At 31.7% G+C, this 25,816-nt stretch carries 19 protein-coding genes and 1 tRNA gene; 9 read left to right on the top strand and 11 right to left on the bottom strand.

Going from position 1 to position 25,816, the window contains the following annotated elements; translation table 11 throughout:
* Window positions 1–85: 85 nt before the first annotated feature.
* Both MK851_RS02345 and MK851_RS02340 read left to right on the top strand, forming a co-directional pair.
* Complete coding sequence (locus tag MK851_RS02345; RefSeq protein WP_320241069.1) at window positions 86–508, top strand: molybdenum cofactor biosynthesis protein MoaE; 423 nt, start codon at window positions 86–88, stop codon at window positions 506–508.
* 29 nt (window positions 509–537) lie between these two features.
* Window positions 538–611 (top strand) — tRNA-Ala (locus MK851_RS02340).
* A gap of 4 nt (window positions 612–615) precedes the next feature.
* Here MK851_RS02340 and MK851_RS02335 read toward each other — a convergent pair.
* On the bottom strand, window positions 616–3,372 hold the full coding sequence (locus MK851_RS02335) for a PD-(D/E)XK nuclease family protein (RefSeq protein WP_320241067.1): 2,757 nt from the start codon (window positions 3,370–3,372) through the stop codon (window positions 616–618).
* Between the two features lie 68 nt (window positions 3,373–3,440).
* Here MK851_RS02335 and MK851_RS02330 point away from each other — a divergent pair, with 68 nt between their 5' ends.
* The gene (locus MK851_RS02330; protein ID WP_320241065.1) at window positions 3,441–4,226 is read left to right on the top strand and encodes an amidohydrolase; all 786 of its coding nucleotides are present in this window, start codon (window positions 3,441–3,443) and stop codon (window positions 4,224–4,226) included.
* 30 nt (window positions 4,227–4,256) lie between these two features.
* Here the strand turns inward: MK851_RS02330 and MK851_RS02325 are convergent, their stop codons facing one another.
* The 10 genes from MK851_RS02325 to MK851_RS02280 all read right to left on the bottom strand — a co-directional run bounded on the left by MK851_RS02325 (window position 4,257) and on the right by MK851_RS02280 (window position 16,910).
* Window positions 4,257–5,237, bottom strand: a complete 981-nt coding sequence (locus MK851_RS02325) for an acyl-ACP desaturase (protein ID WP_303505230.1) — start codon at window positions 5,235–5,237, stop codon at window positions 4,257–4,259.
* A gap of 32 nt (window positions 5,238–5,269) precedes the next feature.
* A complete protein-coding gene (locus tag MK851_RS02320) occupies window positions 5,270–5,998 on the bottom strand; it encodes a lysophospholipid acyltransferase family protein (RefSeq protein ID WP_320241063.1) in 729 nt (242 codons plus the stop codon).
* Between the two features lie 141 nt (window positions 5,999–6,139).
* Window positions 6,140–6,562, bottom strand: coding sequence for a hypothetical protein (locus MK851_RS02315; RefSeq protein WP_320241275.1), 423 nt, complete (start codon window positions 6,560–6,562; stop codon window positions 6,140–6,142).
* Between the two features lie 99 nt (window positions 6,563–6,661).
* On the bottom strand, window positions 6,662–9,445 hold the full coding sequence (locus tag MK851_RS02310) for a TonB-dependent receptor (protein WP_320241061.1): 2,784 nt from the start codon (window positions 9,443–9,445) through the stop codon (window positions 6,662–6,664).
* A 211-nt stretch (window positions 9,446–9,656) separates the two neighbouring features.
* On the bottom strand, window positions 9,657–11,234 hold the full coding sequence (gene pgi / locus MK851_RS02305) for a glucose-6-phosphate isomerase (protein WP_320241059.1): 1,578 nt from the start codon (window positions 11,232–11,234) through the stop codon (window positions 9,657–9,659).
* Window positions 11,235–11,236: 2 nt separating this feature from the next.
* On the bottom strand, window positions 11,237–12,517 hold the full coding sequence (locus tag MK851_RS02300) for a peptidoglycan DD-metalloendopeptidase family protein (protein WP_320241057.1): 1,281 nt from the start codon (window positions 12,515–12,517) through the stop codon (window positions 11,237–11,239).
* A 97-nt stretch (window positions 12,518–12,614) separates the two neighbouring features.
* Window positions 12,615–13,391 (bottom strand): DUF3108 domain-containing protein, encoded by a 777-nt coding sequence (locus MK851_RS02295; RefSeq protein WP_303505219.1) that lies wholly within the window; start codon window positions 13,389–13,391, stop codon window positions 12,615–12,617.
* A 102-nt stretch (window positions 13,392–13,493) separates the two neighbouring features.
* Complete coding sequence (locus MK851_RS02290; RefSeq protein ID WP_303505216.1) at window positions 13,494–14,411, bottom strand: tryptophan 2,3-dioxygenase family protein; 918 nt, start codon at window positions 14,409–14,411, stop codon at window positions 13,494–13,496.
* Window positions 14,412–14,507: 96 nt separating this feature from the next.
* Window positions 14,508–15,668, bottom strand: a complete 1,161-nt coding sequence (gene hppD / locus MK851_RS02285; RefSeq protein WP_303505214.1) for a 4-hydroxyphenylpyruvate dioxygenase — start codon at window positions 15,666–15,668, stop codon at window positions 14,508–14,510.
* A gap of 84 nt (window positions 15,669–15,752) precedes the next feature.
* Window positions 15,753–16,910: a homogentisate 1,2-dioxygenase gene (locus tag MK851_RS02280; RefSeq protein ID WP_303505212.1), complete on the bottom strand. Its 1,158-nt coding sequence runs from the start codon at window positions 16,908–16,910 to the stop codon at window positions 15,753–15,755.
* 366 nt (window positions 16,911–17,276) lie between these two features.
* Between MK851_RS02280 and MK851_RS02275 the strand changes: the two genes are divergently transcribed.
* The 6 genes from MK851_RS02275 (at window position 17,277) to MK851_RS02250 (ending at window position 25,701) form a co-directional block, all read left to right on the top strand.
* Window positions 17,277–19,625 carry a TonB-dependent receptor domain-containing protein gene (locus tag MK851_RS02275; protein ID WP_320241051.1) on the top strand — a complete coding sequence of 783 codons (2,349 nt, stop codon included), beginning with the start codon at window positions 17,277–17,279 and terminating at the stop codon, window positions 19,623–19,625.
* A 50-nt stretch (window positions 19,626–19,675) separates the two neighbouring features.
* Window positions 19,676–20,404 carry a DUF4198 domain-containing protein gene (locus MK851_RS02270; protein ID WP_320241049.1) on the top strand — a complete coding sequence of 243 codons (729 nt, stop codon included), beginning with the start codon at window positions 19,676–19,678 and terminating at the stop codon, window positions 20,402–20,404.
* A gap of 100 nt (window positions 20,405–20,504) precedes the next feature.
* The gene (locus MK851_RS02265; RefSeq protein WP_320241047.1) at window positions 20,505–22,904 is read left to right on the top strand and encodes a TonB-dependent receptor; all 2,400 of its coding nucleotides are present in this window, start codon (window positions 20,505–20,507) and stop codon (window positions 22,902–22,904) included.
* A gap of 88 nt (window positions 22,905–22,992) precedes the next feature.
* Window positions 22,993–23,322: a hypothetical protein gene (locus tag MK851_RS02260; protein WP_320241045.1), complete on the top strand. Its 330-nt coding sequence runs from the start codon at window positions 22,993–22,995 to the stop codon at window positions 23,320–23,322.
* A gap of 1 nt (window position 23,323) precedes the next feature.
* Entirely contained in the window at window positions 23,324–23,626 is a 303-nt protein-coding gene (locus MK851_RS02255) for a hypothetical protein (RefSeq protein ID WP_303505203.1), read from the top strand.
* Entirely contained in the window at window positions 23,626–25,701 is a 2,076-nt protein-coding gene (locus MK851_RS02250) for a PepSY-associated TM helix domain-containing protein (RefSeq protein WP_320241042.1), read from the top strand. Before MK851_RS02255 ends, MK851_RS02250 begins: the two co-directional genes overlap by 1 nt.
* The last annotated feature ends 115 nt before the right edge of the window (window positions 25,702–25,816 follow it).

The following is a 25,816-nucleotide window of genomic DNA, read 5'->3' as shown; positions in this document are numbered from 1 at the left end:
AAACAAAAATAATTATTTAAATCTGATTGGTTTCTATTCTTTTTGAGCTTTCAATCTTATATCTTTGTTAAACTTACATACAAATATGAATATAACCTCTATAAAAATAACATCTGAAAAACTCAATTTACAAGAGTGTTATGATTTTGTAACTGACCCTTCTTGCGGCGGAATTGCTGTTTTTGTAGGTACTGTAAGAGACGCTACTCAAAATAAAAAGGTTACACAGCTTGATTTTTCCACATACAAACCCATGGCACTTAAAGAAATGCAAAAGATTGCAGATGCTGTTTTGAAAAAATTTGGAGTAACAAAAATAGCCATACACCATGCAGAAGGCTTGTTAACTATTGGTGCTATCCCAGTAATTATTACAGTTTCTTCTCCTCATAGAAAAGCGGCTTTTGATGCTTGCCAGTATGCTATTGATACTTTAAAAGAAACAGTGCCTATTTGGAAAAAAGAGTTTTTTGAAGATGGTGAGGTTTGGGTAAATGCGCATCCTTAAAAATACTATATTTGGAAGACACTTTTTTTGGGGCATTAGCTCAGTTGGCTAGAGCGTTTGAATGGCATTCAAAAGGTCATCGGTTCGACTCCGATATGCTCCACTATTTAATACGGCAAATCAGCAGGTTCAACAAAATTTATCGTTGGATTGTACAACTCTATCAACACTGCTTTTATTTCCCCCATAAACTCTTCTAATTTTTCTTCTGTAATAGCGTTATCTGGTGTTCGGTAATTGGATGAAAAATTCATTTGTAAAAAACCATTTTTTAAGTTTTTAAACGAGATTATCCCAGCGGCTAACGGTTTGTCAAAATTAAATTGTGTGTGTTGGGTATATAAAAAGGCATATAACATTACTTGTATAGCTTTGTGATATTTTAAATCGCGTATGGCTTCAAAATCGAGTACTTTTAAATTTGTACTATCTACCATTCCTGTTTTATAGTCGATAATTCTAGTAACTCCATTTAGCTCATCAATACGATCTACAATTCCTTTTATTTTTATAGGAAAGTCAATTCCTTCTACCTTAATTTCTGAGGACAACTCTTGCTCTGTAGCTACTATTTTCAGTTGATTGTTTTCATTTTTCAACAAGTGCTTCTCTTTTGCTAAAAAATTCTCTACAAAACGATTCGCTACTTCAAAAATCAATCGGTTTTTTCCTGTGGTTAAATCTCCGTTTTTAAAATGTTTCGAAAAATAAAAACTCACCAGTTCTTTTGTTTTTTTTTGCATAACTTCAACATCTTCTGCATGCAAAAATTTTCCTTCAAAAGGTTTATACAATTCTTCTAAAGTATCGTGTACAACAGTTCCCATAGTATTTGCTGCAACGGTTTCTTCAACATCTTCTAATTCATTAATTTTTAAAATTTTCTGTTTGTAAAAGGCTATCGGATTGTACAAATAATTGGTCAATGCTGACGGAGAAATTCCTTTGTTTGCTAATTCCCGTAACCGTTCTAATACTTTTTCATCCTTTTCAATTTCTTTTAACTGAACAGGTGACGTTACTACTTTCGGACTGATAATTTTTTCTGTAATATCGTCTCGCATCATTTCTAATTGCGTTACAAAACGGCTTTTTTCTCCACTTCCAAAAACATCATGTTCGGTATTGTACAAGATATAAATGTTTTTAGCACGTTGTAACAATCGGAAAAAGTGGTATGAAAACAGTGCATCTTTTTCTCTATACGTTGGCAACCCAAACTCTATTTTTACATCAAAAGGAATAAAGGTGTTTTGCTGTTGATTGGCTGGTAAAATCCCTTCATTTACTGAGGTTATGATTACGTTTTCAAAATCTAACACACGTGTTTCTAACACTCCCATTAACTGTAATCCTTGTAACGGTTCTCCTTGAAACGATAAACTTTCCGACTGGATTAATTGTCTAAAAAACTGGTGCAAGGTTTTTAAATCTTGTACATAGCCAAATTCGTTGTGTAAGTTTTGTAACTGAGTAAATGCTGTATAAAAACGGAATAAATATTCTTTTTCTAGTTCATTCGCATTTTCTTTTAGCAAATTAATCAGCTCAATTATTCTATTTAAGAATTCACTAATTGATGAAAACGGATTAAAAACACTCTTTATAGTTTTCTTTATTTCTTCACTTACAGGGGATAAAAATGTAACTATCTCTTCTTGGTTTACAAATGTATTATTTTCTTTGGCTATTGCTTCTGAAATTACATCTGCAATATTCTTTTCTTCATTTAATTGTAGTAATGTATAAATTGTTGCGTCTTTTACTAACCTGACTACATCTTTATGATAAAAAAGATTGCTTTCTTTCTTTTCTAATTTCTCTTGGTTAATAAATAAATGAAAAATTGCAAATACTAAACTCGTTGTCGGAATATCTTTTAGCGGATATCCCATTGTAATGTTTACTGCATTTACAGTTGCTGGTAATGAGTTCAAAGTGATTGGCAATAGTGTTTCATCTGCTAACACCAATGCTGTATTATTATAATTAGGGAGTTTTGCTAAAATTTCGCCTGCGTGTTTTATCTGCGTAATGTTTTTGGACGCTCCAATTACTTCGATATGTTTCTCTTCTGAAAAATACTCTTTAATGGTTTGAATTGGATGTTGTTGATAGTATTTCCAGCGAGTTTTGTACTTTCTTAAAAAGCTTCCTGCTTGGTGTTGAATCTCATAAAACGTTCTATCAATATCCCAGTAGGCTTCTGCATTTCCGTTTAATAAAAACTGTTCAAACAAGAACTCTTCTGCAGTATTTAAAGCATTAAACCCTATAAAAAAACACTTTTTTTCTTTGTTTTTACTAATAAATTTTGCGACTTTTTTAGTCGCTTCTCTATACAAAACCCCTTGGTATCCGATATTATTTTCAAGTAAAAACTGATAAAAGGCATCATAATATTTATTTAACTTTTCCATGAAAGCAAAATGATCTTTCATCAGTTCAGTTTCATGAAATCCTCCTTTTACTGACCATTTTCGTAAACGGTGGATATCTCGTAAATACACAAATATCTCTCGTGTATTAATTAAGTGCTGATCGATTTCATTGAAATCTTGTAACACTGTAAATGCCCATGACGAAAACACATCAAACGAATCTGGGTTCTCTTCTTGTTCTTTATAAATCATATAAAAATGAAAAAGGAGCTGTACGGAATCTACTTTTTTCATTTCAGAAATTTCTTCAACAAAATCACCAATATTGATAATTTTTGGTAAAAAACCTGCAGAAATTTTATTTTTAAATGTTTCTTTTACAAAAACTCCCGCTCTCTGAGATGGCAGTATAAACACAACGTTTTCAAACGATTTGGTGTTTTGTAAAATAGTATCTAATGTTTCTGAAATAAAAGACTGCATACCTTGATTTTATTGTAAGCAAAGTACAATTTTTATCCTATTTTTGATAGAACAAACAACGTATATTCATGAGTGCAACGAATACTTTACAAGTGGCTTTGATTCAATCGGATTTAGTTTGGGAAAATCCGACAACTAACAGAAAACAGTTTGAGCAGAAAATTAACTCGTTATCTACTACTATCGATTTAGTTGTCTTACCTGAAATGTTTACTACAGGTTTTACTATGAATGCTTCAGCTGTTGCTGAAACAATGGAAGGTGAAACGGTGCAATGGCTACAAGATTTAGCTCAAAAAAAATCTATTGCCATTACTGGGAGTATCATTGTTAGTGAGAACTCTACTTTTTACAATCGTTTGTTATTTGTACATCCTTCAGGAAAAATCGATTTTTATGATAAAAAGCATACGTTTACCTTAGCTAGTGAGCATGAAACTTTTTCCGCAGGAACTGAAAGAATTATAGTTGATTATAAAGGATGGAAAATCTGTCCGATGATTTGTTATGATTTACGCTTCCCTATATGGACTAGAAATACCGAAAATTATGATTTATTGCTGTATGTGGCGAGTTGGCCTAAACCGCGTATTGAAGCTTGGGACAGTTTATTAAAAGCGCGTGCTATTGAAAACATGAGTTATACGATTGGTGTGAATAGAGTAGGAGTAGATGCCAATAATTATGAATATACTGGAAATACGGTTTGCTATGATACTTTAGGAAACTGTTTGGCTAAAAATGGTGAAGGAACTGAGGAAATATTAATTGTTGAGTTAAACAAACAAGAGCAAACAAAAATCCGTAATCGATTTCGATTTTTAGATGATAGAGATGAATTTATACTTCAATAAAAAAGCAACCTTTCGGTTGCTTTTTTATTTTTATGCAGGAATCATCCATTTAAAATTAAACTTGGTATCGGGTACTACGATACGTTCTGTAATTCGATACATCCTGTCTGGTAATTTCATTAAGAAATCACGTGCTTTTTCTGCTTCTGGAGTTAAATTGGTAATCTTATCAATTTCCCATGTAGTATTTAATTTTCTCAAAATATCTACATAATCAAAACCAGTATACACACCTACTCTTTGTGCTACTGTTGAGAAGTCATCAAATAAGCTTCCTTTTTCTCCAAATGATTCTCTTAAATGCATTGCAGGCATTACTATTTTGTGTTTCATCATGTGTTGAAACGCTAACATCATCTCACTTGGGTCTATCTTAAAAATCTCTTTAACAAACTCCGTATACGCCATATGGTGACGCATTTCGTCTCCTGCAATAATTTTAGACATTTTAGCTAATGCTTTGTGTCCTTGTTTTTTGGCTATTTTAGCTACGTTATTATGTGAAACATACGTTGCTAATTCTTGAAAACTTGTGTATATAAAATTTTTATACGGGTCGGTAGCAGTACCAATATCAAATCCATCGGCAATTAAATGCTGTGTAGATACTTCTACCTCACGCATATTTACTCTACCTGAAAGATATAAGTATTTATTTAACACATCTCCATGGCGGTTTTCTTCTGCTGTCCAAGCTCGTATCCATTTTGCCCAACCATTATCTGGTTGTTGGGTAACTCCATCTAAATCTAATAACCAAGATTCATATGTTGGTAGTGCTTCTTCGGTAATAGTATCACCTACTAAAACCACCCAAAAATCATCGTCAAGTTCTTTTGATAGTTCTTGAATTTCTTTTACTTCTTCTATAAAAGAATCTTGTTGTGAATTGGGTAAAAAATCTGTCGGTTGCCAAATTTTTTCAATTGGCATTAAGAATCTGTCTACAAAACTGTCAATGTTTTTTTCCAGCGTTTGCATTACTTCCTTTCTAATGTTTTGTATTGACATAATTTAGGTTAAGGGTTTATATTTATTGTTGTTTAGTATATAGCTGATTTTACAGCTGTTTCTGTCTTAGAAACTAACTCCTCAAACGGTAAACTATTTACCTTTATTGGCTCGTGAGTTGTTATTTTTATTGGGCTTCCTATTCCTAACGGAAATTTTCCATATTTAAATACTTTCCATGAGTTATTGACTGATAACGGAACTACATAGGCCTCTGGGTTGTATTTAGCTAACATTTTAAGTCCGTTTACAGAAAACGCCTTAGGTTTTCCTGTTTTACTTCTTGTTCCTTCCGGAAAAATAGCTGCAGACCATTTGTTTTCGTTTATTCTCTTAGCAAACTTCCCCAATTCTGACAAAGCTTGTTTGGCGTCTTTTCTATCAATTAAAGCAGCTCCTCCATGTTTTAAATTGAAAGAAATACTAGGAATTCCTTTTCCAAGTTCTTTTTTTGATACAAATTTGGGGTAGTGTTTCCTAAGATACCAAATAATTGGCGGAATATCAAATGTACTTTGATGATTTGCTACAAAAATTAATGTTGTGTTTTCTGGTAAGTTGTGTTTGTTTTCAAATTGAACTCTAATTCCTAAAATCAATAAAGACTTTATCAAAAACCAGTTCATAATGTTTACCACATTCTGATGCCCTTCTTGACCAAAAAGTTTTAACCCAATCCATTGTAATGGATGAAAAATTAATAGTAAAGAAAAAAACACCAATGCAAAGATTGATGAGAGTATATAACTTAAAATCTTCATTCTATTTAGTTATTTTGTTGTTTGTTTAGTTCTATTATTTAATAGGTTAAAATCGTCATCAAATCATACCGATTTCATTATTAAAACATTACTAGTGCGCAAAAATAGAAAATCCCGCGGAAGCGGGACTATAATTTTATCTTAAAACCAATTGCTCCAAGGAATTCTTGCGAGAATTAGTACCAAAGCTAAGCCATAAAAGATAGCAAAGGTTTTAAACTTAGCTTCGCTTTTTACTTGTTTTTTGTGTTTAGACCATCCTATCGTGATTAATACAATAGCAATGATCATCATTAATGGATGCTCGACAGCTAGTAATCTTGCCCCTGGTTCTTTCATTACCTCTCCTCCATTTGCTTTTAAGGCTTTATACCAAGGAGACATAAAATACCACCCTAAACCTATTAATAGTTGAATATGAGTTGTGATTAAAGTAAACAGCCCTAAACGGAACTCTTTATGAGTAAATTCTTTTTTTTGTATTAAGCCTATAATAGCATTTACCACTGTAAATATTAAAACTGCTAATACAATGTATGCCCAATAAGAGTGCAAAGTTTTCATCATGATTTGTTAATTTTTTGTACTTGTAAAAGTACTGAATTTTCAGCATAAAAAAACCACCTCATGTGAGGTGGTTTTAAGTTTTATTTTGTTTTTGGACTAGAAAGTATAAGTCAATCCTAAATTCCAAGTTCTACCGTAACCGAAAAATACTCTGTTAGATGTATTAATACCATTCCAAGTTGTATCTCCAGGACGAGCAGCATTATTTGTATCTGCTTCTGAAATATATAACTCATCTGTTAAGTTATTTACGTTAAAACGTAATCCTAAAGAGTTATCATTCTTGAATGTGTATTTATACGAAATTCCAGCATCAGTTAATGAATAACCAGGTAATTTTAATGATTTAGAATCCTGAGCAGTGAATCCATCTGCATCAATAGATCCATATAAATTAGCTACATAGAATTGGCTGATATCAAACTTTAAGTCTTCAATAACCTCATAATCAAACCCTAACCTGAAAGTAGTATGAGGTACATCACCAACTTTTTTATCTTCTAAATACAATGTTTTCTCTTGTTCTACTCCTCCAACAATAATTGGGTTATTAGATTCATCAAAATAAGTTGCAACAACATCAGAACCATACTGATAGTTACCGATAGATCCCATTAAATTAACTGTTAAGTTACCAAACTTAGCTGTTGCCTCTAACTCAACTCCCATATGAATTTGCTCAACTCCTTGTAAGTTTGCTGTTCCTCTAATATCATCTCTATCATCACTAGGTGTATTATTAATATCAAATTCACCAGAAGCTGTCAAAAATCTGTCTTTCCAAGATGTTCTATATAAGTTAATATTTACGTTATAGTTTTCATGTCTGAAACCATACCCTACTTCAAGACCTAAAATCTTTTCGTTAGTTAACCCCTCACTTACAGTGTTAGAGTTATAATCTGGAAAAACAGCATCAAATAAAGGTTGCTTAGAGTAATAACCTGCATTTGCAAACACATTGTGTTGTTCATTTATATTCCAGTTAATTCCACCTTTAATATTACCTCCCCAAAGGTTTTGCCAATCCGATGCCTGATCTGGATCAGAATCTAAATAGTTAAAGTAATCTATTCTTTGGAACCCTTGACGAGAAACTGCTCCTTGAATAAACGCAGAGATATCATCTTTACTATACTCTAACTGAGTAAAAGCTCCCATCCAATTTACTTTTCCGTCATTATAATAATCTATCTTTTGCTCATCATCTACACTTTTGAAAACATTCCAAATATTTGAAATCTCTGGAGCATATGTTTCAGTAATTATAGCACCAGCAGGGGCATTTATATTATCATAATCAACATAACTATCAGCTCCCATTAAATCCACTAACCTTCTATAATGAATTCCTTTATAAGTCCTTAAGTCAACTCCAAAATCTAATGTTAACTCTTCCGTTAATTTAGTATTAAAGTTTGAAATTGCTCCAAACCAGTTATGAGAATTCATCGAAGATCTTTGAGAAATACCATTATCACTTCCGTATTTACCTCCACCTGTAGGATGACCATCATTACCTGTATTAACATACGCGCCATTGAATTGACTTCTCATAGTAGGATCATTATATTGTCCTCCACCAAAATCAACTACCTCTTCTCCTTTGTTCCATCTTACAATATCATCAATACGAACTAAACCATTTTCATCTTTTAATTTAGAACCAAAAGATTGATTTCCATTAATGCGTCCGATAGACCCAACTGATCCTCCTCTACCTAAAGAGGCATATAATACTGTAGATAATTTAGAATTATCGTTTATTCTCCAATCCCAGTTTAAAGAAGCAACAGGCTTGTGGTAAAAATTCCCACTAAAAGTTTCTTCTTTACCATTTCTGTATCCCCAATCAGAGTTATACTTCCTGTTAGGGTCTACTCCATCACCATAATTAATATAATCATTCAATGACGGTGCATAACCTCTACCATTATGTCTTTGAGGGGCTCCTGTTACTGTGAACTGAAAGTCGTGATTTTCATTAGGTTTGTAACCTAAGGCTAAGTAGAAGTTATACCCCTCAAACTCAGTACCATCAACATAACCATCTCCAGCCACTCTACCGAACAAAGCTGAAACAGATAAACCATTTTCTAACAAACCTGTATTGTAAGAAACAGTTGTTTTTAAATAATTATCATTCCCTACACTTGCATAAACTCTACCTCCTTCTTTTTTATCCGCAGAACTAGTTAATACGTTTATAGTACCACCAACAGAAGAAATAGCTAATTTAGAAGACCCTAAACCTCTTTGCACTTGCATAGCAGAGGTCACATCAGCTAAACCAGCCCAGTTAGACCAATATACCCAACCATTTTCCATATCGTTAACAGGCATCCCGTTAATCATAACAGCTGTATTTCTTTGATCAAAACCACGAATATTAATTCTTGAATCTCCAAAACCACCACCTTGTTTAGTTGCATAAACAGATGGAGTTGTGTTTAAAATCTCAGGAAACTCCTTAGATCCTAATTTTTCTTGAATTTCTTCTGCTCTAATAGTAGAAACAGCAACAGGTGTCTTTCTATCTTTTGCAATATCAACAACCCCTGTAATTATAACTTCACCTAACACATTTGAAGGCTCTAAGGCAATTGTCCCTAAGTTAGAAACTCCTGAAAAAGACACCTCTTTATTAGTATACCCAACAAACGATACTATTACCACTCCTGAGCTAGAACTAGCCTTTAGCATAAATTTTCCATCAAAATCAGTAGCCGATCCGTTTGTAGTCCCTTTTACTACAACATTAGCTCCTGGTAATGGCTCCCCCATTTCGTCAACTACTGTACCAGTAATTTTTGTTTGACCTAAAACTGTAGCTGTTACAAAGAACAAAGCTACAAGTAATACATTTTTAAATGTTTTCATTTTTTAATCTAATTGTTATTAAATGCAGGTGCAAATATCCTGCTTTTCATTAGTGTTAATATTAATTTAATGTTAAGTTTTAACAAGAATTTAAGACACTACAATATACAAAAAATGATTTCAAACACTGGATTACAACGTTTTAAAAACCAACAACATTGTTAACAACAATCTATATATAAGTTAAAAAATGTAAAAGAGATACGATTGACTAGAGTTTAGTCGTTTGTAAGTTTTTTTGGGCTAATTCTTTTCCTAATTCTACACCAAATTGGTCGTATGAAAATATATTCCATATAATGCCTTGAGTAAAAATTTTATGTTCGTACATAGCTAAAAGCATTCCTAAAGAAAAAGGAGTTAGTTTTTTAAAGAGTATTGAACTACTAGGGTGATTCCCTTTAAATACCTTATATGGTAAAAGCTTATTAATCTGATTTAACTGATTATTTGTTTTTAAGTCTAAATGTGCTTCTTCTTTAGTTCTTCCATAAGCTAATGCTTCTTGTTGAGCAAAATAATTTGCAAGCAATTCTTCATGATGATTTTCTAAATCATGTAATGGCTCTTTAAAACCTATAAAATCAACAGGTATTAATTTAGTCCCGTGATGTAACAATTGCATAAAGGCATGTTGTGAATTAACACCTGTTCCTCCCCAAACAATAGTCCCTGTTTCATAATTAACTTCTTTTCCGTTTCTATCAACACCTTTACCATTACTTTCCATCACAGCTTGTTGTAAATATGCTGGAAGTTTTTCCAAGTATTCACTATAAGGCAGTACCATTTCCGTTTCCGCATCAAAGAAATTATTATACCAAACACTTAAAAGAGCTAAGATAACTGGTATATTTTTATCAAAATCAGCAGCCTTAAAATGGTCATCCATTTTTTCAGCTCCTCTTAATAGTTCATTAAAATTATCAAAACCTATGGATAGAGAAATTGACAATCCTACAGTTGACCAAAGTGAAAATCGACCACCAACCCAATCCCACATTGGAAATACGTTTTTCTTATCAATGCCAAAATTATCAACTGCTTTGGTATTGCACGAGACTGCGACAAAATGTTTAGATACATCAAAAACTGTTGCTGATTTTAAAAACCAATCTCGTATTGTATTAGCATTATTAATCGTTTCTCGAGTTGTAAAACTTTTGGAAACTATAATAAAAAGTGTTGTTTCTGGATTTATTTTTTTTAAGACTTCAGAAACATGGTCACCATCAATGTTTGACACAAAATGTGTATTCAATTTATTTTTATAAAACTGTAACGCTTCTACAACCATTTTTGGTCCTAAATCAGAGCCTCCAACACCTATGTTAACAATATCAGTTATTGATTTACCTGTATAGCCCTTCCATTTTCCTGAAGTAACTTTATTACTAAAAGCTTTCATTTTTCGTAAAGCTGTATTTATTTTAAGCTTTACATCTTTTCCTTCTACAAGAATAGGAGTATCTGAACTACTTCTTAAAGCTATATGTAATACTTCTCTATTTTCTGTAACATTAATTTTATCTCCTGAAAAGTATTTTTCTATAGCATCTTTTAATTTAACTTCTTCTGCTAAAGAGATTAATAAATCGATTGTTTCTTGAGTTATTCTGTTTTTAGAATAATCAACACTTAATTCATCTAATAAAATAGAAAAGTCATCTTCCCTATTTTTATTCTTACGAAACAATTCTTTTAACTCATAATTTTTCGCTTCATTAAAATGTTCTGTTAACTTTTCCCAAGCTGCAGTTTCTGTTGGGTTAATATTTTGTAAAGGCATAATTAATTTGTAGCTAAAATTTCTTTTTCTTTAAATGAAAGTGGTTCAGGTTGTGGCAATTTTATACTATCTAATTGTCTTTTTAATGGTTTTATATACTCTAAATACGTTGGTTTAATGTTTGGATCTAAAGGTTCTGCCGAAGGTAATTTTTCACGAAACGGATCTACTTGTCGTCCATTTTTCCAAAAGCGATAACAAACGTGAGGTCCACTAGTGTTACCTGTCATACCTACCCAACCTATAATATCTCCTTGCTTTACATACTCACCAACTCTAACTTTTCGCCTTTTCATATGTAAGTATTGAGTCGTATAGGTACTATTATGTTTTACTTTTACATAATTTCCATTACCACCTCTCCTTGCAGACTCAACAACTGTTCCGCTTGCGGTAGACATAATTTCCGTTCCATATCTGGCAGCAAAATCAGTTCCTTTATGAGCTCTTATCCTATTACCATATAACTTAATCCTTCTTCTTAAATTATATCGTGAAGAAATTCGATACTGGAATTTAATTGGTGATTTTAAAAATGCTCTTCGTAGCATGTTCCCGTCTTGATCGTAATATTCAGGAATTTTTTTTATCGAATCGGCAACAAATCTGTAAGCATATAAATCTTCTCCATTATGTTTAAAAATTGCGGCTTTTACCCTACCATAACCAACAAAAACAGTATCATTGATAAACTTTTCTTCAAAAATTAACTTAAATGTATCTCCTTTTTGCAAACGGTAAAAATCTAAGGTCCAAGCATAAATATCTGCTACAGTATTTGTTAGCGTTGGCTTTAACTGTAAGCTATCCATTGTTATGGATAAATTAGAATAAATTTCACCTGCTATTTCTTTTTCAACAGTTTTTATCTTTTTTCTATGTTTATATGCAGATATTATTGAGTCTTTAAAATCAATAACTGTAGCTTCTACTTTGTTATGCTTATAGATAAAAACTTGGGCTTGATCTAAACTATCTTTTGAAGTTAAAATTGTATACGCCTTTCCTGATCGTATTCTCCTTACATCAAAAGTGTCTTTAATTTTGGTTGCTATTTCATTAATTTTCGGATACATTACATGGTGTCTATCCATAATAACTCCAAAACTTTCTCCACTCTTAATTGTGTCGTTAATGACCTTATAGTTGTCTAAATTAAAACCGTAAATTTTAATGGGCTTCGGTTTTTCAACTTTAACTGGTTCTTGTACGACAACTTTCTTTTCTTCTTTACACGAAAGGAAAAGACATAAAATAATGAATGTAAGAATGAGTTTTTTCAAAAAAAGCTGCTTTAGATTTGAGTTTATGCGCAAAAGTACAAATAAATACTATTTTTCCTCCCACTTTAACAATTCTTAAACAGCTTATATCATTTTTTTAATCAACTATTACTTCAAAAGGATTTGCTAACCCTTTATAAGCATCTAATTCTGCACGTAGTGAACCTACTGCTAGGGAAGCTTTCATTTTTATTGGTACTTTATTATCATCCGCTGAAATCCAAATGGTAACACTTTCTTTTGCCTTAAAAACTCTACCTGCTTGTACTAATGGTCTAAATTTTTGTGTTTTTACTTTACCAAATTTTGTTTTTAATGTTTCATAGCCTAAAAACCGTAATTTAAATGGGTAGCTTTTATTATCAAAAAACATATCAAGTTTAATTTCATCTCCTTTTCTTAATTTTTTTGTATTCTGACTTCTTAAAAAATAAAACGTAGAAATCATATCTTGAGGAGACTTAATAGAAATTAACGTATCTTTTTGTTTACGGAAATCTTGAACGTACGCTGTTTTTTTCTTGTGATTAAAGGTTATATGTCGATTTTTTTTATGTCCGCCCTCATCTATTTTCCTTTTAAATAAATAAGGCTGTACTTTATCAATTCCAAAGTAACTTTCATATCTATCATCAACTTTAAAGAACCAACTAATAACACCAGTTGTTTTACCTGTTCCTATAGCATGTAGTACTTTTTGGTTATTTAGGTTCTTCTCTTTTAGTTGTAAAACAGCTGTTCCTGCTTTTAAAAAACCACTGTAACTCATATCAAACCGAAGCCACTCTCCGCTTTTGTATGCTTTTGGTTGACTTTGTGCAAAAAAACTTTGTGCAACGATTAAAAATGTAAAAAACAATATTCTTTTTCTCATAATGTTCAAACTTATAAAAATTGATAGACAATTACCATTCCAAAAATTAAAAAAACTGTTTAACAGAACATTATGCTTCTTTTATCTTCTTGTTACTAGAGTTTAAAAAGTTCCCCAATTTTTCAACTCTTCTTTACTCCATAGATATGGGAAGAAAATTCTTCTTTGATACTTCGGATGCAAATATTTACGCCAATTGCTTCCTCCCGTTGCTTCCAAATCACCATCACTTCCTCCCAAATATTTTCCTGCTGCATTGTAGTGAGCCATTACCCATTTTACATTTACTGTATAATCGTAATGTCGCATTGCTTTGATTAATTCTTCATTTTCTTGAACTTCTTTAGGTAGTTGCTGGAATTTTTTTGAAAGATTACAATCATTATAATCTTCCATAAAATCAATAAAATCACCCATATATTTTTTCTCAAACAACGTTAATAAAGTTGTTTTTTGACCTGTATTATAGTTTTTACCAGCTGCTTGCCAATATAGATGGTCATAGGCGTTTTTAAACGATGAATTTCTATCTATTGTATCTCGATAACGAGCATCTATTAAATTGATAAGATCTGTAGACGCGAACTCAATCTTACGGTATTGTGCACTTTGAAATCCACTTGCTGGTGTTAGTGTATTTCGGAATTTTAAGTATTGCTCTACATCCATTCCATCACCCATAACTGTAAAAGAACTACATAGCATATCAAAATAACGACTAACACGCATTAAGTGCTTTGAGAATTTTTCTGGTGAAATTTCAGAGGATTTTGCTACTTGTTCAATTTCCCACAATATCATTTTAAATAATAATTCATTTACTTGGTGATACATGATAAAAACCATTTCATCTGGTAATGTGGTTCTAGGAATTTGCAACCCTAAAAGTGCATCTGTTTGTATATAATCCCAGTAAGTTATGGGTTCACTCCAGAGCAACCCTTCCAACATTGCTTCGACAGGAACTCCTAACTTATCGTATTTTTCTTCTATTGCTTTTAATATTTCTTCTTTACTCATTTTCTTGTTTTTTTGAGAAAAAAGAAAAGAGAAAAGAGAAAACAGACAGTCTAACTATCTATTTTCTTTTCCCTTTTTTCTATTATCTATCTTAGTCTATAAAGTTCCTCTTAATTGTTGTTCTCTTTCAATTGATTCGAACAATGCTTTAAAGTTTCCTGCTCCAAATCCGCGAGCTCCCATTCTTTGAATAATTTCGAAAAATAAAGTTGGGCGATCTTCTACTGGTTTTGTGAAGATTTGTAATAAATATCCTTCTTCATCAGCATCAATCATAATTCCTAAAGATTTTAGCTTTTCAATATCTTCTCTCAATTCATGACTAAATTCTTCTAACCTTTCAGGAACTGCTTTATAATATGCTTCTGGTGGAGTTGATAAAAACTCTACTCCTTGAGACCTTAATTGGCTTACTGTTTTTATAATATCATCAGTAGCAACCGCAATGTGTTGTACTCCTGCTCCTTCATAAAAATCTAAATACTCTTCAATTTGAGAACGTTTTTTTCCTTCAGCTGGTTCATTTATTGGAAATTTAATTCTTCCATTTCCGTTAGACATTACTTTACTCATTAACGCTGAATATTCTGTATGAATTTGCTTATCATCAAATGATAAAAAGTTTTCAAACCCCATTACATCTTCGTACCATTTTACCCAAACATCCATCTGGTTCCAACCAACATTACCTACCATGTGGTCGATATATTTTAATCCTGCTGCTGGTGGATTATAATCTGATTTCCACTCTTTAAAACCTGGCAAAAATGTTCCGTTGTAGTTTTTACGCTCAACAAACATATGCACAGTTTCTCCGTACGTGTAAATCCCAGCTCTTACCACTTCTCCATGTTCGTCTGTTTCAACAGTTGGCTCCATATATGATTTTGCTCCACGAGATGTTGTTTCTTCATACGCTTTTCTTGCATCCTCAACCCAAAGTGCCACCACTTTAACTCCATCACCATGTTTTACAATATGATCATTAATTGGAGATTTACTGTTTAATGGTGTTGTTAAAATTAATTTGATTTTATCTTGTTTTAACACATAACTTACTTCTTCTGTAGAACCTGTTTCCAAACCTTTGTATGCATACGATTGGAAACCAAAAGCTGTTTTGTAAAAATGCGCTGCTTGTTTTGCATTACCTACGTAAAATTCTACATAATCTGTTCCTAAAAGTGGTAAGAAGTCTTGTGCTCCTTCAAATATTTTTTCTAAACCGTAGTTTACCGATTTTATTTCTTTTGACATTTCTCTCTATTTTGAAAATTTGATAATTAATTAATTTGAAAATTGAATTGACACATTTTCAAATTGTCACATTAATATACTGAATTACTCTAGCCAAGATTTATAATAATCTTCATCTGCTATTTTCATAGCTTCTTCAGTTACTTTTAAAGGCTTAAAAGTATCTACCATTACCGCTAATTCTTCAGTTACTGTTTCTCCAATACTTCTTTCTACAGCTCCTGGGTGTGGACCATGTGGAATTCCTGCTGGATGTAACGAGATATGACCTGCATCTATATCGTTTCTACTCATAAAATCTCCATCTACGTAGTACAATACTTCGTCAGAATCAATATTACTATGATTGTATGGTGCAGGAATTGATTCTGGATGATAATCATATAACCTCGGAACAAAACTACAAATTACAAAAGCATCTGTTTCAAATGTTTGGTGTACTGGTGGCGGTTGGTGAATACGCCCTGTTATTGGTTCAAAATCATGAATTGAAAAAGCATATGGATAGTTATACCCGTCATATCCAACAACATCAAAAGGGTGTGTTGCATATACCATTTCAATAATTTCGTTTTGCTTTTTTACATTGATAATGAAATCTCCTTTTTCGTTATGTGTTTCAAGCTCTTCTGGCCTGCGAATATCACGCTCACAAAATGGCGAGTGTTCTAACAATTGACCAAACCAGTTACGATATCTTTTTGGAGTGTACACTGGGCGATACGACTCTACGATAAACAACCTGTTATCTTCTGTATCAAAATCCAATTTATAAATAACTCCGCGAGGAATTACTAAATAGTCTCCATACTTGAAATCTAAGTTCCCAAGCATTGTGCGTAATTTTCCTGTTCCTTTATGAATAAAAATTACTTCATCTGCATCCGTATTTTTATAAAAATAGCCTTTAGTAGATTCTTTTGGAGCCGATAAGATAATATTACAATCAGAATTTGTAAGTACTACTTTTCTACTTTGTAAGTAATCGTTTTCTGGTGGAACTTGAAAACCTCTAAAACGATACGATTGGATATTATTTTCTTTCGCTACTTTCGGAGCAATAGAGTATTGCTTCCGAATTTCTTTAACCATCGTTGGTCTATATTCATGATAACTATTGGTTGACATTCCGTCAAAACCAATTGTACCAAATAATTGTTCGTAATATAAACTTCCATCTTCTTTACGAAACTGAATGTGTCGCTTGTGTGGAATTTTTCCTAATTTATGATAAAAAGGCATCTTTAATTAATTTGATTATTCAACAATTCGTTAATTATACAATTAACTCTCTTTCTTTATTAGCCTATTATTTCTACTTATTGTAAAAACAATAGCTAAACCTCAAAATCAAACAACAATAGCTACTCCGGATTCCGTTTTATCATGAATTTTAAATGCGCTAAAAGATCTTTCCAATGCATTTTAATAGGTTTTTAGTTGTGTTTTACAAATATACCAAAATTAAAAAGATGTTGATATCTCATTAAATTTCAAAATTTTAGATTTTTTTATTTAAAATTAATCTAAATAAGTTTTGTTGTTAAATTTTGTTAAAATACTTTTGCTTCATAAAATAAACTTATTAAATCTAAATAATAATAAAAAATGAAAAAAATCATACCCATATTGTTGGTATTGTTTTTATTTATTACAACATCAATAGTCGCTCAAAACAGCTCTATTAAGGGTGTTATTGTATCAGAAAACAATAACTTCCTCTCTTCTGTGAATATAACTTTAAGTTCTACAAATCATGGAATTATTAGTAATGAAAAAGGAGTATTTGAGTTTAAAAACTTAAAAAAAGGTAAGTATGTAATTAATTTATCAATGGTTGGTTTTGAGAAAAAATCAATTACAGTAAGACTTAAAAATAATGAATCTAAAAATCTTGGTAGGATTCTTCTTAAAGAAGCTATCGATGAGTTAGACGAAATCACCATTAATGGAGTAAAAAACAGATACGCTAAGAAGAAGGTATCTAATTCTTTACGCTTGCAAACACCTATTAAACAATTACCCCAAAACATTCAGGTAGTTGGGTCAGAGGTTTTACAAGATCAACTTGTTACAAATATGCTCGAAGGAGCTTTTAGAAACGTAAGTGGGGTTAGTAACATAGAGCATTGGGGAAATTTCGCACGTGTTAACATGCGTGGGTTTAGATTACCAGCTTTTAGGAATGGTGTAAATATTCAAGACTCTTGGGGACCTTTGTCTGAAGATACTTTTATGATAGATCGTATAGAATTTGTCAAGGGACCTTCAGGCTTTATGATGGCTGCGGGTGAACCTGGTGGTTTTTATAATGTGGTTACAAAAAAACCTACCGAAGAAAAAATAGGGGCTATAAACTTAATGGCAGGCAGTTTTGATACATATCGAGCTGCGGCAGATTTTGGTGGATCTTTAACAAGTGATAAGCGTTTACTAGCTCGTTTGAACGTTTTATATCAAAACACTGGAAGTCATAGAAAGTTTGAGGATAGTGAACGTATTGGTGTTGCTCCTTCATTATCATATAAAATAAGTGATAAAACAGACTTCTTAACTGAGTTTTCTTTTCAAAAACTAAACACTCTTTTAGGAGCTGCTTATATTTTTGCTCCTTTAGATAAAGGATTTGGGAGTCTTCCTAAGAACTTTTCTATGGTTGACAGTAATTTTCCTGATACTGATATTAAAGAAGTTAGTTTATTAAACCAACTAACACATCGCTTTAATAATAACTGGTCAGTAGAAGCAAAATATGTTACTATGTTGTATACTCAACAGGGAGCTTCTGCATGGTTAAATAGTATGCAAAATAATGGTGATGCTATTAGAAGTGTAAGTATTTGGGATGCTATTTCTGAAAGTGAATATTTTCAATTATACGCTAACGGAAAGTTTAATACCGGAGCAGTAACCCATAAAGTTATGGGAGGGTTTGATTATACGGATAAAGAGTATTTTGCTGATTTTTATCAAGGTGGTGCAGTAGACACTCCTAAAAACCCTTTTAATATATACAATCCAACTTACGGAGATCGTATTTTTCCTGTATTTGATAGAAGTACACCTTTAAAAGACCGTACACCTTCTTACTCTTATGGAACAAAAATAAACTCTATATATGCTCAAGACGAAATAGGATTTTTAGAGAATAAAATACGTTTGACATTGGCGGGTAGATACACTCAATTAACTCCTAAAGGAGATATTACAACTAAAAAATTTACTCCTAGAATTGGTTTGAGTGCTGATATAATTCCTCAAATTACCGCTTATGGATTATATGACCAATCATTCTTAGCAAATGATGCTATTGATAATGCAGGAAAAAGGTTTGACCCTATTGAAGGAACTATTTACGAAGCTGGTTTAAAAACCAATTGGTTAAATCGCAAAATAAACGCTTCTTTAAGTGCATATATTATCAATAAAAACAACATTACTACTAGCGATCCTACCGACCCTACTCGTCAGTTTAGCATTTTACTTGGAGAAGTAGAATCAAAAGGTTTTGAGTTTGATATGCAAGCGCACATTACAAGTGAATTAGACTTATTATTAAATTACGCTAACACAAATGTGGAAATCGCAAAATCAAACTTACCAAATGTAATAGGAACACGAATTGCAGGACACGCTAAGCATATTACCAATGGTTGGTTAAACTATAATTTTAATCAAGATTCTGCCTTAAAAGGTTTTGGTATTTCTTTAGGATATCAATATCTAGTAGATAGAACTTCTTGGACAATAGGAGCTAATAATAATGCAGAACTTCCTGACTATTTTAGAATGGATGGTGGTGTGCATTGGAAAAACAACAAACTCCGTATTGCTTTAAATATTAATAATATTTTAAATAAACATTTATATTCTGGTACCAAAAACGATAAATTTCTTTATTGGCAATCTGAACCAGGAATCAATGGTAGGATTTCTCTTACCTATAACTTATTCTAACAACCCAAAAACCACCTAAAATTTAGGTGGTTTTTATAAATTATTAAAAAATGAAAAAATCAATTCTTACTTTATTATTCTTAGCTGTATTTAGTAACTCTTTTGCCCATTACATTTGGATTGAAACTAGCTCTACAGGAAAATTAAACAACGAACACAAAATTAAAATTCGTTTTGGAGAGTTTTCAGAAAGTGTAATCGAAAAAGTAGGCGGTGAGAACTATAACAATGTCAAAGATTTTACTATTTGGTTAATCGCTCCTGATGGAACTAAAACAACTTTACAAACAATAGCTAAAGACGATTATTATAGTACCTCTTTCCTTCCTAAACAAAAAGGAACATATACCATTTCACTTGACAATAAAAATATAAAAGTGTTTGATTATACAAAATACGATTATACTACCTTTAAACCCCAGTATCATGCTAAAGCTAGAGTTGTCGTAGGTACATCAATAACAGAATTAAAAAGTACGAATCCAGAAGGAATTGAGATTATTGATATTACTCCAAAACAACATACAAATGCTGATGAAATTATCTTAAAAGTATTGTACAAAGGTACTGCCCTTAAAAAAGGAGAAATTACTTTATTCACTCAAGGAAAATGGTCGGTAAAAGAAAAAACCAATGAAAAAGGATTAGTAACATTTAAACTACCTAAAAAGACTACTTATACCGTAGAAGCTACACATGAAGAAAAGACACCTGGTACATACAACAATGTTAACTATAACATTATTTGGCATTGTGCGACTTACTGTATAAAAAACTAATGTTAAAATTTATTTAAAATAATTCTAAATAAATTTTGGTGTTAATTTTTCTTAAAATACATTTGCCTAATTATATTTATTAAATCTAAATAAAGAAAAAATGAAGGGCTTATTAACTACCATTCTATTATTTTTAGTAGTGGTAAACACAGTAGCACAAGAGAGAAATATTAGTGGTACTGTACTAGACAACAACAATGAACCTTTGGTAGGGGTTACTATTATTGTTAAAGGGACAAAAAATGGAGTACAAACTGACATTGATGGTAACTTTACATTATCTAATACAAAGGGAGAAATAACATTAATAGTGTCTTATGTTGGCTTTAAAACGAAAAACATAAGTACTAATAGTGGTACAAAAAACTTAGTAATTACCTTATATGAGGGTAACGAGATACTTAATGAAGTTACTATTGACACTCATAGAAAAAATAAATTCTCAAGAAAGAAAACAGCTTATGTAGCTAAATTACCTTTAAAAAATATTGAAAATGCTCAGGTATATAGTACAGTTACCAATCAACTATTAGTATCACAGTCTGTTACTAGTTTTGAAGAAGCTTTAAAAAACACAACAGGTGTTGAAAAGTTATGGTCATCTACTGGTAGAGGTGGTGATGGAGCAGGTTTTTACTCTATCCGTGGTTTTTCTGTTCAACCACAATTAGTGAATGGTGTTCCTGGAATTACAAATGGGTTTATAAACCCAGACAATGTTGAAAGAATTGAAGTTGTAAAGGGACCTTCTGCTACCTTATACGGTAGTACTGTGACTTCTTACGGCGGTTTAATTAATATTGTCACTAAAAAACCATACAAAGGAACAGGAGGAAATATTACCGTTGGTGGAGGCTCTTTCGGGTTTAAAAAACTAACAGTAGATCTTAACACAAACTTTGAGGATAATGAAAACATCTCATTACGATTAAACGCTGGATATCAAACACAAGATAGCTTTCAAGATGCTGGGTTTAGAAAAGCATTATTTTTAGCCCCATCTGTTTCTTACAAAGTAAATAATAGGTTAACTTTAAACTTTAATTATGAACTTTCTTCAACAGATCAAACAAATCAGGCTTTCTTATTTTTAAACAGGTCAGCCCCGCTTACCTATAAAAATTTAGAAGAATTAAACTACGATAGAAATAAATCATTTACAAATAATGATATCTCTATTAAAAATCCAACGCAAAACTACAGAGGGGAAATAGCTTATAAAATTACTGACAATTGGTCTTCTCAAACAATTATAGCTGGCGGTAATGCTAAATCTAAAGGATACTATACATATTTGTACAATGTTCAAAATGATTTGTTTGGAACGTATGCTATAAAATCAGATGCAGAAACAAATACACTTACATTACAACAAAACTTTACTGGTGATTTTAAATTAGGTTCTTTAAGAAACAGGTTAGTTATTGGTGTTGACTATCTAGATTCTCAAATTTTAGACAATAGTACTGATCAAAGAGGAATTAATGTTGTAAACCCTCAAGGTCAATTAATACCTGTACCTCCTGCTTTTGGTTTTCCTAATTTACCAACTACAAGAGCAAATATTGATGCTGTTTTAGCTAGCTCTGCAAGGGCTGATTCTGATATTAATCAAAATGTTCTTAGTGGTTATATTTCTGATGTTGTAAACATTTTACCAGAACTATCGGTAATGGCAGGGGTTCGTTATGATAGGTTTAATTATAAAGGTGATGCAAACGACCCAAGTGACGATGAAAAAGAATATACTAAATCTACTTTTTCTCCTAAATTCGGAATTGTTTACCAACCAATTTTAGATCAACTATCTGTTTTTGCTAATTATCAAAATGGTTTTTCTTATGTTAATCCAAAAAGAATACTTGTAGATATTTCAAACCCTAAAGGGCCTACTAAATTACAATCTTATGATTTAGAACAAGCAAACCAACTAGAGTTTGGTGTAAAAACAAATTTATTTAATAATAAACTGGAAACTACTTTGAGTTATTACGATATTACTGTGAAAGATAAAGTAATGCTTGATACTAATCTACAAGATGGTACAGTAAGAAGTAAAGGTTTTGAACTAGAAATGAATGCTAACCCTGTCGACGGATTAAACTTACGTGGTGGTATTAGCTATAATGATGCTAAAGTAACAAAATCAAAATCTAGACCTGATTTAGTTGGTAAACGTTTAGCTGAAGCAGGCCCTGAAACTTCTTATAATTTTTGGGCTGATTATAAATTCCAAGAAGGAGCTATTAAAAATGTAGGATTAGGTTTTGGGTTAAACGGTGCAAGTAAATATAATACTATGGTAGGTTATCCTGCTGCAGGTGATTTTTACCTGCCTGCCTATACTATTTTTAATGCCTCAATTTATTATGAAGTTGATAAATTTAGAATTAGTGTAAAAGGAAATAATTTAGCAAACGAAGAATATTATACAGGATGGAGTACCATTACTCCTCAAAATCCAAGAGCCTTCCTTGGAACTATAAGTTATAAGTTTTAAATATGAATATCTATTTGAATTATTAAATGTTGCAAACACAAAACTCTGAACTTTTATGTTCAGGGTTTTGTTATTTCATTGAACTACTATGAAAACAGTTACTCTTTTCCTTATTTTCATTGGGTGTTATGCCTTATATAGCACTTCTGAAAAAGCTTTTTTAATTAAGAACACCCTCTTACAAAAATGGTTTCATAATAATAAACGTAATACCAAGATAATTGGAACAATTACATTATTGATAGGTTTGCTCTTCTCAATAAACTTTTTTGGTCTTTCTGCTGGAATTATTACTTGGATTGTAACTGCCTCTTTGTTTTTAAGCCTTATCGTACTCATCACTCCATTAAGAGTGATAAACTATGCCTTTTTATATGTCTTATTTACGTTAACTTTTTTAATAGAACTCTTATTTTAATATGCCTGCTAATTCCAAATATTTAAACCAATCCCCTTGGCAACAATTTGCAAAAATCTCTGCAGGTCTAATTGGTGGATATATCATAAGTGCCTTATTACATATGTGTTTAGTTTTATGGCTACCAAACCCAAAAGAAGTACTAATCACATCTATCTATACCATTTTTATTGCTTGGGGAGCTCTGTTAATTGTTCCTTTCTTATTTAAAAATGGATGGAAAGCTTGGGTAATATATCTCACAGTTTCAATAATCCTATATGTAATTTATTACTTAGGAAACCAACAAAATCCGTTTATATAATGAGTAATAGGAATTACAATGTGTTCTTTAACACACATACAGTTAGCGGTATTGTTATAAGTGTAGCCTTGTATGTTATCTTTTTTACAGGTGCTTTTGCCCTTTTTAAAGATGAAATTGCTTCTTGGGAAGACGGTAAACATTCACAAAATATTGCTAGAGAACATATAGATTATGATTCTTTGTTAAAAAAACTCTCAGAAAATCATCATTTAACAAGTAGAGATATTCGTTTTTACTTAGGGCATAAAAACGATGAAATATATGTATTAACTTATCCAGCAAAAGACACAGTAAATATTCCTAATGAGGCTAAGTATCAAAATTATCAAGCAATAAATATTCATACTGGGGAAACTGCTTCTTATGTAGAAAAATATAGCCTAGGAGAGTTTTTATATCGTCTACATTTCTTTACTCAAATACCTACTATTGGAATTTACCTTGCTGGTTTTATTTCTTTATTCTTTTTGTTTGCTATTGTTACCGGAGTCATCGTTCACTGGAAAAAAATCATTTCAAACTTTTATCAGTTCAATCCCAAAATTGCTTTAAAAAGAGTGTGGACAGATGCACACACTGCATTAGGTATTATTGGACTCCCTTTTCAATTTATGTATGCTGTTACTGCGGCTTATTTTTGCCTAAGCCTTTTTGTTTTACTACCTGCTAACTTTTTATATGGGGGAGACCAAACAAAGTTAATGGAAGATTTACGCCCCGACCGTAAAACTTATGAATGGGTTGCTAAAACTGACAAAACACTTCCAAGTGTAAATAAATTTGTAGAAGAAAACACCAATCGCTGGTCTCATTTTAACCCTACCTATGTTTTAATTAAAAATTACGGAGGTTCCAATATGAAATATTTTCTTATTGGAGAGTTGGATTATAAAGAACGTTTTTTAAGTTCAGGAATGGTAATTTATGATTTAGAAACTAATAAAACTTCAGTGATAAGAAACCCTAATGAAAGTAAATACACAGACGATATTCAGCTTTCTATGGGACGTCTTCATTATGGAAATTTCGGAGGAGTTACCGTAAAAGTTATTTATTTTCTTTTAGCACTTATTACATGCTTTGTAATTATAACTGGTGTGTTGATTTGGATAGAAGCTCGTAACAAAAAAAGCATGAGTTTAAAACAACGTCTATACACTGCCAAGGTAGGACATATTTATCTTGCTATTTGCTTGTCTTTGTACCCTGTTACCGCTTTATTTTTCTTGGTAGTAAAACTTTTACCTGAAACTTATCAAACCCAAAAAATGAGTCTTTTATACACTTGGTTTTTTGTCGTTTGGTTATTAGCAACCCTATATTTTAGATTTAAACGAGATAATTATTTCACAAACAAAGCTACTTTGTTAGCAGGAGCTGTTCTTGGGTTTTTAGTTCCTGTTGTTAGCGGTATTGTTTCCAACAACTGGGTTTGGAATACCTATAAAGCTAAACAGTTTGACATTCTTACAGTCGATTTATTATGGATAGGTATTTCTGCTACAGCACTATTTATCTACCTTAAAATTAAACCTGAAGTAAAGACTAAAAGTGCTTTTACAAAACATCCTATAGATTATAAAAACCGTAAAAAACTGTTAGCTGATGAGGCTGAAAAAACGGCTCAAGTTACAATAAGTACAGAAGACAAGAATAAATTATTAAAAGATAAAAACTACATACCTATGAGAACAAAAATTAGTATCCTTTGGATATTTTTAGCAATTGGCTGGATAGTTCACCATATATATGGGCTATTCAATATATACTACAATGAAACTTTAGTAATGGAAGGTGCAACAGGTGAAGCTCCTTTTGTACATCACATCTACCGTATTTTATTTGAAGGAATGTGCTTACTTTTTGGTTTGCTAACTATTGAACTTTCTAAAAAATGGTTTAAGGTAACTTCACTGGTTTGGGCAAGTATTGCCGGTTTATACAACGTGTACCATTTCTTTGAAGCTATTCTTCACGAAGCTAATAATATATCTGAGATATTTATGCTTCTTTTGGTAGCAATAGCTAGTATATTTTTAATTATTAATATTTATAAGTGGATTAAAGACTAATAAAAACCTAGTATAGGCTCATTCCCCATTTCCTATATCCCCCGTATTTATGGAAATAGTTACTGCCAACAACAAAAAGTCACAGTTAAAAAAATTTCTGTGCCTTAAAATAAAA

The sequence above is a fragment of the Tenacibaculum sp. 1B UA genome, from assembly GCF_033978845.1.
GTDB lineage: Bacteria > Bacteroidota > Bacteroidia > Flavobacteriales > Flavobacteriaceae > Polaribacter.
This window is presented reverse-complemented; position numbering and strand designations above follow the sequence as displayed.

Bases quoted from the DNA above. Each gene is read 5' to 3' on its own strand.
- MK851_RS02280 (WP_303505212.1), bottom strand. From the start codon at position 16,910: ATGCCTTTTTATCATAAATTAGGAAAAATTCCACACAAGCGACACATT.
- MK851_RS02275 (WP_320241051.1), top strand. From the start codon at position 17,277: ATGAAAAAAATCATACCCATATTGTTGGTATTGTTTTTATTTATTACA.
- MK851_RS02270 (WP_320241049.1), top strand. From the start codon at position 19,676: ATGAAAAAATCAATTCTTACTTTATTATTCTTAGCTGTATTTAGTAAC.
- MK851_RS02250 (WP_320241042.1), top strand. From the start codon at position 23,626: ATGAGTAATAGGAATTACAATGTGTTCTTTAACACACATACAGTTAGC.
- pgi (WP_320241059.1), bottom strand. From the start codon at position 11,234: ATGCCTTTACAAAATATTAACCCAACAGAAACTGCAGCTTGGGAAAAG.
- MK851_RS02315 (WP_320241275.1), bottom strand. From the start codon at position 6,562: ATGAAAACTTTGCACTCTTATTGGGCATACATTGTATTAGCAGTTTTA.
- MK851_RS02320 (WP_320241063.1), bottom strand. From the start codon at position 5,998: ATGAAGATTTTAAGTTATATACTCTCATCAATCTTTGCATTGGTGTTT.
- MK851_RS02260 (WP_320241045.1), top strand. From the start codon at position 22,993: ATGAAAACAGTTACTCTTTTCCTTATTTTCATTGGGTGTTATGCCTTA.
- MK851_RS02330 (WP_320241065.1), top strand. From the start codon at position 3,441: ATGAGTGCAACGAATACTTTACAAGTGGCTTTGATTCAATCGGATTTA.
- MK851_RS02310 (WP_320241061.1), bottom strand. From the start codon at position 9,445: ATGAAAACATTTAAAAATGTATTACTTGTAGCTTTGTTCTTTGTAACA.
- MK851_RS02265 (WP_320241047.1), top strand. From the start codon at position 20,505: ATGAAGGGCTTATTAACTACCATTCTATTATTTTTAGTAGTGGTAAAC.
- MK851_RS02345 (WP_320241069.1), top strand. From the start codon at position 86: ATGAATATAACCTCTATAAAAATAACATCTGAAAAACTCAATTTACAA.
- MK851_RS02255 (WP_303505203.1), top strand. From the start codon at position 23,324: ATGCCTGCTAATTCCAAATATTTAAACCAATCCCCTTGGCAACAATTT.
- hppD (WP_303505214.1), bottom strand. From the start codon at position 15,668: ATGTCAAAAGAAATAAAATCGGTAAACTACGGTTTAGAAAAAATATTT.
- MK851_RS02325 (WP_303505230.1), bottom strand. From the start codon at position 5,237: ATGTCAATACAAAACATTAGAAAGGAAGTAATGCAAACGCTGGAAAAA.
- MK851_RS02290 (WP_303505216.1), bottom strand. From the start codon at position 14,411: ATGAGTAAAGAAGAAATATTAAAAGCAATAGAAGAAAAATACGATAAG.
- MK851_RS02335 (WP_320241067.1), bottom strand. From the start codon at position 3,372: ATGCAGTCTTTTATTTCAGAAACATTAGATACTATTTTACAAAACACC.
- MK851_RS02295 (WP_303505219.1), bottom strand. From the start codon at position 13,391: ATGAGAAAAAGAATATTGTTTTTTACATTTTTAATCGTTGCACAAAGT.